Here is a 14,494-nt window from a genome sequence, read left to right on the forward strand (position 1 = left end):
CGTGAAGTTAGTTCATACATCTATAAAACGGCCCGTTGGCGTCATTATGATCGTGTTAGCGATCATTGCGCTCGGTATTGTTTCGGTTAGAAATCTTGTTATTGATTTATTCCCGAAGATAGACCTTCCAGTTGCTGTTATCGCTACTTCTTATGCAGATGCAGCACCACAGGAAGTAGAGAATCTGATTAGCCGACCGATTGAATCATCGATAAGCTCCGTAGAAGGAATAAATACCGTCCAGTCTCAATCACAATCAGGATCTTCTTTAGTCGTGATGATGTTTAATAATGGCGTAGATTTAGATCAGGCACTGCTTGATGTAAGAGAAAAAGTGGATCAAGCAAAAGGATTTTTACCAGAACAAGCAGGCGAACCACGAATCATGCGGTTTAGTCCAGATCAATTGCCGGTAATTTGGGTTAGTGTGACCGGAAAGGAAGCAGAAGCATTAACGGAAATTGCAGAGGATCAAATTGTTCCCTTTTTTGAACGACAAGAAGGTGTAGCATCTGTAACGGTTGAAGGAGCAAAAGAAAGAGAAATCCAAGTTATTCTCGATCAGCGAAAGCTTCAGCAATACGGAATAAATGGGCAATCAATTACACAGGCACTACGCACCCAAAATCAGTCAGCTTCAATTGGAACAGTTGAAAAAGGAGCACAGGACCTTCAGATTCGTCTCACAGGAGAATACGAATCAATCGAGCAAATTGAAAACACGCTACTGCAAACAGAATCTGGTGCTACCATTCATCTTACCGATGTGGCAGAAGTAAAAGATACGTTTAAAAAGTCGAACGCCGAAACATTGGTAAATGGAGAGCCGTCTATTGTATTATCCATCATGAAAAAAACAGATGCGAATACTGTAAATGTAGCTTCTAATATTCAAGAAAGTATGGATGAAATTCAGCAAGAACTTCCTAAGGGAGCAAAGCTGGATGTAGTAATTGATACGTCTGAATTTATTAAGCTATCAATAGATTCTGTTGTACAAAATATTTTAATTGGTGGAGCAATATCCATTTTTATTCTTTTACTCTTTTTAAAAAGCATTCGAGCGACGATTGTTATTGGATTATCCATTCCAATTGCGATTATTTCGACCTTTGCGCTGATGTATTTCACAGGTCAAACATTAAATGCACTCACATTAGGAGGGCTCGCATTAGGGCTTGGTATGATGGTAGATAGCTCTATTGTTATTTTGGAAAATATTTATTCCTACCGTCAACGTGGATACAGCTTGTTTGAAAGTGCTCTAAAGGGAGCTTCTGAACTAGCACCAGCAGTTATTGCGTCTACTACAACAACGTTAGTCGTATTTTTACCAATTGTATATGTGGAAGGGATCGCATCCGATTTATTTACACCGCTTGCGCTTGCAGTATCATTTTCACTTATTGCTTCTTTAGTTGTTGCAGTAACATTAGTACCAATGCTATCTTCCAAGTTACTTTCAAAGGCAATGGAGAATCATGGACGGAGATATTGGTTTAATCGTCTGTTGGAGCGTGTAAAGAATGGCTATGCAAAGGTGCTAAAGCGAGTATTGAAATATCGTAAAACAACGATTTTTAGCACGCTTCTTGCGATTGTAGCCAGTTTAGCTTTAATTCCTTGGATCGGGGCAGAATTTATTCCATCCGCTGATCAAGGCCAAATGGAAATTCGTGTGGAAACTGCTTCAGGCAGTTCGTTAAAGCATACACAAGAAGTAGTTGATGAAATCAATGAAAAACTGCAAACCTATGAAGATATCATTGAAACAAATTATGTGAGCGTCGGGGGCGGCGGATTTGGGATGTCCGGTTCAAGCAGTAATCAAGCAACCTATACTATGCAGCTAGTTTCTGCAAGTGAACGAAGTAAGACAACATCCGAATTAGCGCAGGAAATAGATAACACACTACAAGGAATTCCCGGTGCTGAAATTACGGTAAGTGCCTTAGAAGGTGGCATGGGCATGGGGGATCCTATTCAAGTGCAATTGAATGGACCAGAGCATCAGGTGCTTCAGGAGCTTGCTACGGAGGTTGTACAAGAAATTTCTAATGTGCCTGGGGTATATAATCCAGAGTCAGCAGCATCTGAAGGAGTACCACAGCTTGATATTACGATTGATAAAGAAAAAGCGGCGATGTTTGGATTGACACAAGAACAAATTTTAGGTCAAGTTCAGTTCCAATTCTCTGGTCAAGTCGCTACGCAATATCGTGAAGCGGGTCATGAAATGGATGTAACACTATTTTATCCGGAAGCGGAGCGAGATGAATTAAGCGATTTACAGGATCTGAAGCTTTCATCACCAACAGGTGCTGTTATTCCATTAGAAGAGGTAGTAACCTTTCAGCAAGTTCAAGGACCAGCAACCCTACTACGTCAAAATCAACAACCACAAATGAATGTTACATCGGAAATTGTAAATCGCGATTTAAATAGTATTGTAAAGGATGTAAAAAAGACGCTAGATGAGATGAATTTTCTAGAAGGATATAGTTATTCGATTGGTGGGCAAGCCGAAGACATGGCAGAAGCCTTTACTGATTTAGCGTTGGCGCTCATCTTTTCAATCTTTCTCGTGTATGCGGTAATGGCCATTCAATTTGAGAATTTCCTATTTCCGTTTATCATCATGTTCTCGATGCCGGCAACAGTGGTTGGTGTAATGGTAGGATTATTTATTACAGATCTACCTCTAAGCATACCGGCCTTTATTGGTATCATCATGCTTGCGGGAATTGTTGTTAATAACTCTATTGTGCTAGTTGATTATATTAATATTTTGCGTCGCAGAGGGATTGATCGCTACGAAGCAATTATGGAAGCGGGACGATCAAGATTACGACCAATTTTAATGACAACCTTAACGACGATTTTAGCAATGGTTCCGTTAGCACTTGCTTTAGGTGAAGGCGCAGAAACACAGCAGCCGATGGCAGTAACTATTATTTTTGGGCTTGGTGTTTCAAGTATCTTTACATTACTGTTAATTCCGGTTGTATACACTTATTTTGATGATTTAACTGCAAAGATTACGAAACGTAGAAAGAAAAAGGAAGCATAATGGAGAAAAGCTCTTCGCGAATATTGCGAAGAGCTTTATTCATAATCTATTCGATTGAAAAAGGTTAGTCACCTAGCTTAATCGATGAACTAAATGCTAGCTGTTTCTAGTAGGTTTCCAGGTCTTACGAATGATTTGATTGGCAACCTCAGAAAACATAAGCCCGAAAGCAATTCCACCTGAAAGAAGCATTACCTTTGTTGAATATTGAACGGCCATGTAATAATCATTTTCTACAAAATAACGCATCGCATTATAAGCCATTCCCCCTGGAACAAGTGGAATAATACCAGATACATTAAAAATGATTATCGGGGTTTTAAATACCTTCGCACTAATTTGACTTAATACAGCTACGAGCATTGCAGCTAATATAGTAGCTGGAACTGCATCCATGGTCTTGGATACAAGGATAAAGTATAATACCCAGCCGACCATACCAATCAATCCACATTGAATTAAAGATTTTTTGGGGGCATTAAATATTATCCCGAAGCCCGCTGAGGCAATAAAGCTAGTAACTAGCTGTGCAAAAATGGTCAAAACAATTCCTCCGATCTATCTGCTATATAAACATTACAACTGCTGCAACACCAGCCCCAATAGCAAATGCTGTTAGCGTTGCTTCGACCCCTTTGGAAACACCAGCCACGAGATGACCAGCCATGAGATCTCGAATCGCGTTCGTAATGTGTAGACCCGGAACAAGCGGCATTACTGCTCCAATGATAATCTTGTCTAAATCAACGCCAATCCCCAGACTGATAAAAAGAACTGCAAGCATTGCAATGAATAGTGAGGCGGTAAACTCAGCAATAAAACGAATTTCTAAGAATCCATCCACAAAGAGCATCGCCGTGAATCCTAATCCACCAGCAATCATTGCTGGAAGAAAGTCTGTCCATGACCCTCCGAACATAATGGTAAAGCAGCCACTTGAAATAGCCGCCGCGATGATTTGCAGCCAGTTAGAAAACTGAAAAGGCCTCGTTTCTAACTCCTTTAAAGCTAGATACGCTTCTTTTATTTCTAAATTGCCTGCAGCAATACTTCTTGAAATTTTATTTACTTCAGCTATTTTATGCAAATCTGTTGTACGTTTAGAAATCCGCATGAAATTAGCTGGATCAGCTTGTTCCTTTGAAAAGTTTATCCCAGTGGGGGTTGCATAGCTCTGAGCGTCATCTAATCCATATGCGGCAGCGATACGATTCATTGTATCTTCTACTCGATACGTTTCAGCGCCAGAAGCGAGCATTATTTTACCTGCAAGCATACATACTTTTGTAATGGAATCTGTTGTTGTCATATGGTCACCTTACTTTCATTTACCCAATTCCTATACACATTATAGACGCTCACACGCATTTAGAAAAGAAAGGATTTGTTTTCAGTTTATTCAGTTTCAAAGCACTGTATCTAGCTTGTGATTGTTCGAACCTTCAATACAGTTTTCGTATAAAAAAGCAAACGGATTTTCCCGTTTGCCCCTCATTGGCTATATACATTATGGAACAATCGTGACAGGACATGGTGCTTCATGAAGCACACCATAGCTTACACTACCAAGAACCGTTCCACGAATCGGACCTAATCCCCGTGAGCCCATTACGATTGAATGCGCTTTAAACTCTTTAGCCACCGAACATATTTCTACTTTCGGGATACCAATACGAATTACTTTTTCTATCGAGACATTACGATCCGTTGTAAGTACATCAGTTTTATCTAAAATTTCCTTACCGATGCCTAGTGAATACTCTTTTATTTCTTCCTTACTAAAAAAGCGCTGCACGTTAACGGTTTGAATATTAGGCTGTACGTTTAATACGATCACTTTTGCATCCATTTTTTCTGCAAACTCGATCGCGTATTTAAGTGCATGGTAAGAATACTCTGAGTCATCTATTGGAACAATAATAGGCAAATTCATTTTATGCGGCTGTGCCATTCAAGACTGGCACACCTTTCTCTCCTTTCATATTTAAGTTCTTTATAAAACAATTCGGTAACAGGCAATCAAACTCCTGCTTATTTTTAAGAAGTTCACGGAAATGTTAGGAATAGAAAAGTGTTCTAGCTTTTGGAGAAGAGAAATGAAAATGATAAACTAAAATTACACAAGTATCTTATAAAGAAATGGAGAAATAACATTGAACAGTTTACTCGTTTCCACTATAATCATACTCATTTTAATTGTTGCCAATGGCCTTTTTGCGATGACAGAAATAGCCATCGTTACATCAAGAAAGGCACGATTGGAGCAACGAAAAAAAGAAGGCGATAAGCGAGCGAGCTTTGCGCTTACGCTGGCAGAAAATCCGACTGATTTACTATCAACGATTCAAATTGGGATTACCTTAATCGGTATTATTACGGGGGCTTTTGGGGGCGCTGCGATTGCCAACCAAATTTCTGTATATGTAGCTAAAATAGACTTCTTAGCTCCAATTAGTTCCGAGCTAAGCTTATTTGGAGTAGTGGCAATCACAACGTATTTATCCTTAGTAATTGGGGAGCTCGCACCAAAGCAAATCGGTCTAAGTAATCCAGAAAAAGTAGCATTACTTGTCGCAAAACCAATGTTTTACTTTGCAAAGCTTGGAAGACCATTAATCTGGATATTAAGTCGATCCACGTCACTTGTATTGAAAATATTAGGTATCAAAAAATCAGACGAGCCTGATGTAACCGAAGAAGAAATTCAATTATTGATTGAGCAAGGTGTATATAGTGGTGTAGTAGATAAGATGGAACATGAAATGGTTGATCAAATTTTTTATATGGGTGATCAACGACTAGGTGATATATTAACACCACGAACACAGCTTATATGGATTGATGTGGAGAGCTCCTATGAAGAAAATATGGAATTAATCAGTACGAGCTATCATTCCATTTTTCCAGTTGGAAAGGGAAGTTTGGATCATTTTTTAGGGGTGATTTATACAAAGAAGGTTTTTTCGCGTTTACTTTCTGAAGAAACATTTTCTATTGAGGATTGTATTGATGAGACTCTTGTACTGCCAGAGCATATGAAGGTGCTACAAGCCTTAGAAACGTTAAAGGAAACGGGTCATCATGAGGCGGTAGTCATTGATGAGTATGGGGGAATTGAAGGGTTTGTTACATTACATGATTTTATTGAGACGATTGTTGGTGATATGCCATTACGGGATGAGCTAACGGAAGTACAAATAACCGAGCGAGATGAGACGACCTGGTTAGCAGATGGACTAGTATCTGTTGACACGTTTGTTCGCTTCTTTGAATTAGAGGACTTTCCGGCAATTGAAGATAGTAATGATTATCATACACTTGGAGGCTTTTTCACGATGTACTTAGGAAATATTCCAAAAGTAGGGGATACAATTATCGTAGAGAATCTAAAGCTTGAGATTATTGATATGGATCATGTGCGCGTGGATAAAGTAATGATTACGAAGCAACCAAAAGAAACGGATAAAACATCATAAGAAAAAATACAGCTTTGACATGGAAAACAGCACAATATTACCGGAGTTTGCAAATCGGGTCATTTTTACCATAGAAGGCACATGCATGACCTCTTCAACATGCTTTCGCTATGCCATTGGTTGCAAACTCCTGCTTTTCATGTTGAAAAAGAACACTTTCTACAGAGTGATAAAGTGATCCTTTTATTTATTCTTCTTTACTTTTTTGTGGAGTATACTTATGATAAAAGTGAGTAATCACTCACTCGTTATCATAAAAGGAGGATAAGGATGTCAGCATTTATTGAAATGAAAAACATTCAGCAGGCGTTTCACAAGGAGAAAACCTTAAATGATGTCACCTTGAAGGTATCGAAAGGACAGCTATTTGGCTTGCTGGGACCATCGGGATCTGGAAAAACGACCTTAGTGAAAATTATGCTCGGTTTATTGCTGCCAACATCTGGAACAGTAAAAATTGGGAATGAGAAAATTCCTTCCTTAAAGTCGATGAATAGTATTGGGTACATGGCGCAAAGTGACGCACTTTATAATGAATTAACAGGAAGAGAAAATATGGATTTTTTTGCAGCACTATACGGAATAGGAAAGAAAGACAGAGGCCAGCGGATAGAAGAAACAGCAGCAATTGTTAATTTATCCCCTCATTTAGATAAAGTGTTGGAAAATTATTCAGGAGGAATGCGGAGAAGGATGTCATTAGCAATTGCATTGTTGCATAGACCGGAGCTATTAATTTTAGATGAACCAACCGTAGGGATTGATCCGGTTTTGCGTGCTTCGATTTGGAAGGATTTAAAGAAGCTACAAGCACAAGGTACTACAATCATCATCACGACCCATGTGATGGATGAAGCGGAAAAATGTGATCAGCTTGCATTACTCCGCGGAGGAAAAATAATAGCGAATGGCAGTGCAGCAACGTTGAAAGCAGCGAGCAATACAACTTCTTTAGAAGCGGCCTTTCTTTACTACGGAAGCGTGAAGGAGGCGGCAATATGCGATTGAGTGCATTAATTAAACGGATTGTGCGCCAGATTATTCGTGATAAACGGAGTATCGCCCTTATGTTTATCGCACCTGTTTTCGTTATTACCCTTCTTTGGCTTGTACTTGATTTAGAGGATTATGAACCAACAATTGCGATATATGATATTCCAAATCAGCTGGATACAGCATTAAACCATCAAACTGCAACAATCATTACAATGTCTGAAAAAGAAGCGTTGGATGCATTAGAAGAGCAAGCAGTAGATGCATTTGCGACTGTCCAAGGTGGCACACTCTATTTAAAAATGGAGGGAAGTGATCCAACAGCAAATGGTGCTGTTCAGCATGTATTTAATCAAGCGATGAAGGAGCATAATCCATCACAAGCACAAATGGAGGTGGAATTTCTGTATGGATCAAAAAATTTAAATTTGTTTGATCATGTTGGTGCAGTGTTGATCGGCTTCTTTGTGTTCTTCTTTACCTTTATTATAGGTGGTGTTTCATTTTTAAGAGAACGTACACAGGGAACGCTGGAAAGACTGCTGGCAACGCCGCTGAAACGTTGGGAAATTGTAGCAGGCTATTTAATAGGATTTGGTATATTTATATTAATACAATCTGTCATTGTCGCTGCGTATGCAATTTATGTGCTGGATATTTATATGGTTGGCTCTTTTTTAGAAGTGCTTTTTATAACCATTTTACTTGCGATTGCTGCTTTAAGTATGGGTACACTTCTTTCAGCCTATGCGAAAAATGAGTTTCAAATGATCCAATTTATTCCTATAGTTATTGTTCCACAAGTATTTTTTGCTGGCGTATTTCCAATCAGTGGCATTCCATGGCTAGAGGTAATAGGAAAGTTGATGCCGCTTTATTATGGGGCAGATGCTCTCACTGCCATTATGATTCGTGGGGAGCATTTAACAAATGTTGTGCTAGATATTACAGTCCTAATCGGTTTCTCGCTCCTTTGCATTAGTTTAAATATTGTTGCACTCAAGCGGTATCGTAGTTTATAAAGCCCGGGCTTGTAAATAGTTTAGTAGTTGTAAAATGATGGGAGAGATGAGGTAACTTCTTTTTTACACCAAGCTCTTTTAAAGCAGTCGATGAAGGAAGAAAGGAGAAATTCGAGTGGATGAAACATTAAATGATAAGCTAAAAGCAAGTCAGCAAGAAGGGAATCATATGACAAAGAAACAATCACAAATCGTAGAAGCGGCAATTGAATTAATTGCTGAAAAAGGATATTACAATACGTCAACTAGTGAGATTGCGAGGCGTGCGGGAGTAGCAGAAGGAACGATATTTCGTCATTATGAGACGAAGAAGGATTTGCTGGTTGCAATAGTTACACCAGCAATTGCAAATTTTTCTGCACCTTTCTTCGCAGAGAAATTTGTTAAAGAAGTTTTTGATGAATCTTATCAAAGCTTTGAAGATATGTTGTATGCGTTTATTCGAAATCGTTTTGAATTTGCCCAATCCAATGTTCCAATCCTGAAAATATTATTACAGGAGCTTGCTTTTCATCCGGAAATTCAGACAACATATAAGCAAGTTTTTGGAACAACTGTATATCCTGCAATGGATCATGCATTTACGTATTATAAGGAAAAAGGAGAAATAGGTGATTTACCAACAGATGTGCTTATACGGATGATCGTTCCCACCATTATTGGGTTTATGATTGATCGTTTTATGTTAAATCCACAAAAGGATTGGGACGATGAGTTGGAATTGCGCCGCACAGTAGAATATATTTTGCAAGGAATCAGAAAAAATGAATGTCAATAAACAATCCCGCCACGTTTTAGGCGGGATTTTCAACCCAATCAGGATACTCAATAGAACAGAGAATTTCTAATTCCTTTTCTCGCAATTTGCGATACGAGCTAAGCTGTTCTAAATCGGTATCGACATATGCAGGATGTGTCATCACTTCTACCGTATTTACCGGAAGCTTCTTTAATTCAGTAAATATATCTGTGGAGATACTTTCACCATAAAATTCTAGAAAGAGTGCTTCTGTTAATAATAGATCAGGGCGCTCTTTTAACGAATCTACATACCTTACGGGGACGTTATAGTCTTCTGCTAATCGAATAACCACTTCTTTTAAAGGCTCCCAGCCATGTATGTGGTGATGGCTATCGATATGATGTAGTGGTAAGCCAGTTTTTATAAATGCCTCTATTTGCGTACGCCATTCGATTTCTACCTGCTGAATATTCGGTGGTTCCATCGAAGAGAACGTATTTTTAAATCGAAAAAAACCATCCGTATCCACCAGATCAGGGACATTGTCAGAAAGTGGGCGTCCAGACGACAGCACGAGATGAATGCCAACCTGAAGCGCTGGATTTTGCTTTGCTTGTTCTACTGCATAGTCAACGGCTCTTCCATTCATCATCATGGTTGTTGCTGTAACAACTCCATCTACATGGGCTTTAATAATTCCATCTGTAACTCCTCTTGTTAATCCATAATCATCTGCATTAAAGATTACTTTCATATGAATTACCTCCAAATTTGATGGTATGATTGTTGTTTTTTTAAGACTCGATGGGATAATTCCGTTCAATGGTAAAGTTTGTTTTATCCCCTCTAAAATACGATTTGGAAAACTCAATCCGTTTACCCGCTTCATTTTCAGCGATAGTTTCAATATAGAAGCATGGAAGGCCTTCCTCACACTCTAAGTGGGTGCTAATTTGTTCGTCGGCAAGAGTAATTTCAATATTTTCCGTAGTTTTTGCAATTGGCACACCAAATGGATCTTTCAGTGCGGCGTATAAGGAAGTTTCTGCTTGCTTCTTTGTAATTCCTGGTGCAACTGACCAAGGAATATAAGCGATTTCATATTGTGTCGGCTCGCCATTTGCTTTTCGAATGCGTTCAATCCGTTGAATTGGATCATTTGTTGAAACGTCTAAGTGCTTTTCTATTAGCTCATTTGCAGGTACAACAGATATCTGGATAAGGGAAACCTCTGCTTTCTTTCCTTGATTTGCAACTTGATCACTATAACGATTCATTGTATGGGAAAGTGTTTGCTTCACCTTTTGCTCAGCCACGTATGTCCCCTTGCCTTGCTTTCGAACTAAATACCCCTCCATCGTTAGCTGATTTAAAGCTTGTCTTACAGTTGTTCTACTGACATCAAAATCCTTACATAATTCAAGTTCAGTCGGTATTTGCTCCCCTTTTTTATACGTGTTTGATTTAATTCTATTAAGTAGTTCCTCTTTAATATAAGCATGTAGAGATTGATGTTTATCCATTGGTTACTCCTTTATACATATGCTACTTAGAGTGTACAGGATATAACAAATTAAGACAATATAAAACATTTGTAGTAACAATTAAAAAATATTTTTTGTAATTGTATGGACAATATAAATATTGTATGATACATTTAAGGTGAAAAAAGATTAATCTTCTTTCATGCGCAGAAGAAATTTAATGAATGTGGGTTACGTAATGTATCCCTTGTAATCGTATGGTTTTTTTGAAAAGCGCTTTCATTTGTTTAGAAAACGATTTGATTATTAATTCACACCTAAGGAGAGAACTGTTATGTCATTAAAAGTAGTTGTCATTGGTGGCGGGTCAAGCTACACACCAGAAATTATTGAAGGATTAATTAAACGACATGACCGTTTCCCAGTTACTGAAATTGTCCTAGTAGACATTGAGGCTGGCGAAGAAAAATTAGACATTATCGGAAATCTTGCGTTGCGAATGATTGAAAAAGCAAATAAGCCAATTCAATTATCATGGACACTTGATCGCAGAAAAGCATTACAGCAAGCTGACTTTGTTACGACTCAAATTCGTGTAGGTGGGTTAGAAGCCCGTGCAAAGGATGAACGTATTCCACTAAGTCATGGCTTTATTGGTCAGGAGACGAATGGAGCCGGTGGTATTTTGAAAGCTTTCCGTACTATACCAGTCCTGTTAGAGATTGCCGCAGACATTCATGAAATCTGTCCAAATGCGTGGATGATTAATTTCACGAATCCAGCTGGGATGGTAACGGAAGCAATTATGAAGCATTCAAAGCATCAAAAAGTTATCGGAGTTTGTAACATACCATATAATATGCGACATTCAGCTGCAGAAATATTGCAAGCAAAACCACATGAGGTAACGATTGATTTTGTTGGGCTTAATCACTTTGTTTTTGGTAAAAGTGTAACCGTAAATGGAGAAGAACGCACAAAAGAAGTGCTAGAAACATTGGCAAGTGCGGATCTCGATTACTCACCAGCGAATATTGTTAGCTTAGGATGGTCAAAGGATTTTATCGAATCCACTCGACTGTTACCAAATCCGTATCATCAATATTATTTTCAGACGAAGGATGTACTTGAAAAAGATGTAAAGGCATTTGAAGAGCATGGAACACGAGCTGAAGTTGTGCAACAACTAGAGGAATCCTTATTTCAAATATATAAAAATCCTGAATTAAAGGAGAAACCAAAAGAGCTAGAAAAGAGAGGGGGAGCATTTTATAGTGATGTAGCCTGTAGTTTAATAGATTCGATATATAATAATAGGGAAGACATTCAAACCGTCAATACAAGAAACAATGGTGCGATTCCTGAGCTACCACATGATGCGATCATTGAAGTGAATGCGGTAATCACTAAGAGTGGACCGAAGCCAATTGGAATAGGCCCATTACCACTTAGTGTAAAAGGCTTAATTTTACAAATGAAAGCGTTTGAGGAACTCGTCATTCAAGCGGCGGTTACAGGAAATTATCATGATGCATATCTTGCGTTTGTGATGAATCCATTAATTGCAGATGAAAAGAGAAGTAAAGTGTTATTAGACGAAATGCTTGAAGCTAATAAAACGTTTTTACCACAATTTTTTAGGGGGGCATAAAAATGCAAAAATTTATTGAAATTGCTGGTCGTATTGGTTCACAACGTCATTTAGTAGCCATTCGTGATGGATTTGTGGCAATAATGCCATTAATTATTGTCGGTTCATTAGCTGTTCTCTTTAATAACTTCCCGCCACTCGGAAGCTTTAATTTTGTTGACATAATGAATAATTTATTTGGGGATGGAAATTGGCAGCAGGTCGGTGGCTCCATTTGGAACGGAACCTTTGCTGTTTTAGGATTACTTATTGCTTTTTCGATAGCGTATAATTTAGCGAAATCCTATGAAATTGACGGATTATCTGCCGGCTTAATCTCGGTTGCAGGCTATATTATGCTTGTTCCTGTAACAGCGGATTGGGGCTTGAATTTTGCTTGGCTTGGTTCACAAGGGCTATTTGTCGGAATCTTTGTTGCGATTGTTTTAACAGAGTTGTTCCGAGTATTGGTTAATACGAAGCGTTTAACGATTAGAATGCCAGAAGGAGTACCAGAAGGAGTTGCAAAATCATTTGCAGCACTTTTCCCAGCTGTAATTATTCTTATGATTGTTGGATTATTCCAAGCGTTAATGACTGTTTTTGTCGAAATGAGTGTATTTGAACTTATCTTTAATGCCATACAAAAGCCATTACAAGGCTTAGGAAACACATTACCAGCAGCAATCATCATCGCCTTTTTAAATCATCTATTATGGTTCTTTGGTCTCCATGGAACGAACATTCTTGGTGGGGTTATCGAACCGATTTATTTACCTTTAATCGAGAAGAATGCCGATTTATGGGCTGGTGGATTATCCGCATTTGAGGTACCATATGTAGTAACAAAACCGTTTTTTGATGTGTTTGTTTACATGGGTGGGTCAGGAACGACTATTGCATTATTAATCGCAGTATTTATCGTTGTTCGAATGGAAAGAAACCATCCATATCGTGAGGTAGCAAAGCTATCTTCACCTGCAGGACTCTTTAATATTAATGAACCAGTAATATTTGGACTGCCAATTGTTTTAAATCCTGTATTCCTTGTACCATTTATCCTTGTGCCAGTAGTATTAACGGTTATTTCTTATGTCGCCTTATCCACAGGTATTGTTCCAAAAACAGTGGCAATATTACCATGGACAACACCACCTATTCTAAGTGGATATCTCGTAACTGGAGGAAGCTGGCGAGGAATAGCACTTCAATTATTCAACCTTTCGCTCGCGGTGCTCATGTACATTCCATTTGTCATGGCAGGGGTACGTGCATTAAGTCAACAAATTAGAGACAAAGCAAGCTAAATATGGAAGGCTTAAACAATTAATATTCATCTAGAATGGGGGAACAGCAATGTCTGAAGCAACAGAAGAAATTCAAATGATTTCATTCCAAATCATTTTGCATGCGGGGAATGCACGCTCTTATGCGATGGAGGCGATTGCTCTTGCAAAAGATTATCGTTTTAGAGAAGCGCGGGAGAAAATTGCGGATGCAGATGAAGCTTTTAATGAAGCACATCATATGCAAACAAAGCTTTTACAAGAAGAAGCAAGTGGTAATCCTACTGTTGTTACCGTAATCCTTGTTCATGCACAGGATCATTTGATGACTGCAATGACAGTAAAAGATTTAGCAAACGAGATGATTACAATGTATGAAAAAATAGAGCAAGTGGAGGGAAAACAATGAAGATCATCTTAGTATGCTCTGCCGGTATGTCAACATCCTTGCTCGTCAATAAAATGCGAGCAGAAGCGGAAAAAAGAAATCTAGAAGCAACCATTGAAGCAGTTCCAGAATCACAGTTAAAAAATAATTTAGATGGATTGGATGTTGTTTTAATCGGACCACAGGTGCGTTATTTAGAGAAAAAGATTCGAGAGCTAGCAGAGCCAAAAGGGATTAAAGCCGATGTTATTGATACGAAAGCCTATGGCCTGATGCAAGGTGATAAAGTATTAGATCAAGCAATTGAGCTATCTCAATAAATAGAGGGGATTAGGGGAAGTACTCTTATATTTATATGAAATAGAAAAGCGACTTGTGCTAAGGTGCAGGTCGCTTTTAATTT

At 38.5% G+C, this 14,494-nt stretch carries 14 protein-coding genes; 9 read left to right on the forward strand and 5 right to left on the reverse strand.

Features of this window, described 5'->3' with window-relative positions; genetic code table 11:
* The first annotated feature begins 1 nt into the window (after nt 1).
* Complete coding sequence (locus tag SPK86_RS09325; protein ID WP_330949182.1) at nt 2-3,070, forward strand: efflux RND transporter permease subunit; 3,069 nt, start codon at nt 2-4, stop codon at nt 3,068-3,070.
* A 96-nt stretch (nt 3,071-3,166) separates the two neighbouring features.
* Here the strand turns inward: SPK86_RS09325 and SPK86_RS09330 are convergent, their stop codons facing one another.
* The 3 genes from SPK86_RS09330 to SPK86_RS09340 form a co-directional block, all read right to left on the reverse strand.
* Nucleotides 3,167-3,607, reverse strand: a complete 441-nt coding sequence (locus tag SPK86_RS09330) for a threonine/serine exporter family protein (protein ID WP_284139276.1) — start codon at nt 3,605-3,607, stop codon at nt 3,167-3,169.
* A 28-nt stretch (nt 3,608-3,635) separates the two neighbouring features.
* Nucleotides 3,636-4,379 (reverse strand): threonine/serine exporter family protein, encoded by a 744-nt coding sequence (locus tag SPK86_RS09335; RefSeq protein WP_284138975.1) that lies wholly within the window; start codon nt 4,377-4,379, stop codon nt 3,636-3,638.
* Between the two features lie 198 nt (nt 4,380-4,577).
* The gene (locus tag SPK86_RS09340; RefSeq protein WP_330949183.1) at nt 4,578-5,021 is read right to left on the reverse strand and encodes a universal stress protein; all 444 of its coding nucleotides are present in this window, start codon (nt 5,019-5,021) and stop codon (nt 4,578-4,580) included.
* Between the two features lie 202 nt (nt 5,022-5,223).
* On the opposite strand from SPK86_RS09340, the gene SPK86_RS09345 reads away from it, so the two are divergent.
* From SPK86_RS09345 to SPK86_RS09360, 4 genes are all read left to right on the forward strand, one after another.
* The gene (locus SPK86_RS09345; RefSeq protein ID WP_284138977.1) at nt 5,224-6,546 is read left to right on the forward strand and encodes a hemolysin family protein; all 1,323 of its coding nucleotides are present in this window, start codon (nt 5,224-5,226) and stop codon (nt 6,544-6,546) included.
* 270 nt (nt 6,547-6,816) lie between these two features.
* A complete protein-coding gene (locus tag SPK86_RS09350) occupies nt 6,817-7,554 on the forward strand; it encodes an ABC transporter ATP-binding protein (protein ID WP_330949184.1) in 738 nt (245 codons plus the stop codon).
* The gene (locus SPK86_RS09355; RefSeq protein ID WP_330949185.1) at nt 7,545-8,561 is read left to right on the forward strand and encodes an ABC transporter permease; all 1,017 of its coding nucleotides are present in this window, start codon (nt 7,545-7,547) and stop codon (nt 8,559-8,561) included. Before SPK86_RS09350 ends, SPK86_RS09355 begins: the two co-directional genes overlap by 10 nt.
* A gap of 115 nt (nt 8,562-8,676) precedes the next feature.
* A complete protein-coding gene (locus SPK86_RS09360) occupies nt 8,677-9,339 on the forward strand; it encodes a TetR/AcrR family transcriptional regulator (protein ID WP_330949186.1) in 663 nt (220 codons plus the stop codon).
* A 16-nt stretch (nt 9,340-9,355) separates the two neighbouring features.
* Here SPK86_RS09360 and chbG read toward each other — a convergent pair whose 3' ends face one another.
* Both chbG and SPK86_RS09370 read right to left on the reverse strand, forming a co-directional pair.
* Complete coding sequence (chbG, locus tag SPK86_RS09365) at nt 9,356-10,057, reverse strand: chitin disaccharide deacetylase (RefSeq protein WP_284138981.1); 702 nt, start codon at nt 10,055-10,057, stop codon at nt 9,356-9,358.
* 40 nt (nt 10,058-10,097) lie between these two features.
* Nucleotides 10,098-10,826 (reverse strand): GntR family transcriptional regulator, encoded by a 729-nt coding sequence (locus SPK86_RS09370; RefSeq protein WP_284138982.1) that lies wholly within the window; start codon nt 10,824-10,826, stop codon nt 10,098-10,100.
* A gap of 295 nt (nt 10,827-11,121) precedes the next feature.
* Here SPK86_RS09370 and SPK86_RS09375 point away from each other — a divergent pair, with 295 nt between their 5' ends.
* From SPK86_RS09375 to SPK86_RS09390, 4 genes are read left to right on the forward strand one after another with little or no spacing between them, the layout of a single operon-like run.
* Nucleotides 11,122-12,438 (forward strand): 6-phospho-beta-glucosidase, encoded by a 1,317-nt coding sequence (locus tag SPK86_RS09375; protein WP_284138983.1) that lies wholly within the window; start codon nt 11,122-11,124, stop codon nt 12,436-12,438.
* Nucleotides 12,439-12,440: 2 nt separating this feature from the next.
* Nucleotides 12,441-13,724, forward strand: coding sequence for a PTS sugar transporter subunit IIC (locus tag SPK86_RS09380; protein WP_284138984.1), 1,284 nt, complete (start codon nt 12,441-12,443; stop codon nt 13,722-13,724).
* Between the two features lie 49 nt (nt 13,725-13,773).
* Nucleotides 13,774-14,112, forward strand: a complete 339-nt coding sequence (locus SPK86_RS09385) for a PTS lactose/cellobiose transporter subunit IIA (protein WP_284138985.1) — start codon at nt 13,774-13,776, stop codon at nt 14,110-14,112.
* The gene (locus tag SPK86_RS09390) at nt 14,109-14,411 is read left to right on the forward strand and encodes a PTS sugar transporter subunit IIB (protein ID WP_284138986.1); all 303 of its coding nucleotides are present in this window, start codon (nt 14,109-14,111) and stop codon (nt 14,409-14,411) included. Before SPK86_RS09385 ends, SPK86_RS09390 begins: the two co-directional genes overlap by 4 nt.
* Nucleotides 14,412-14,494: the final 83 nt, after the last annotated feature.

It is taken from the genome of Virgibacillus sp. MG-45, from assembly GCF_036409425.1.
Classification (GTDB): Bacteria; Bacillota; Bacilli; order Bacillales; family Amphibacillaceae; genus LDC-1.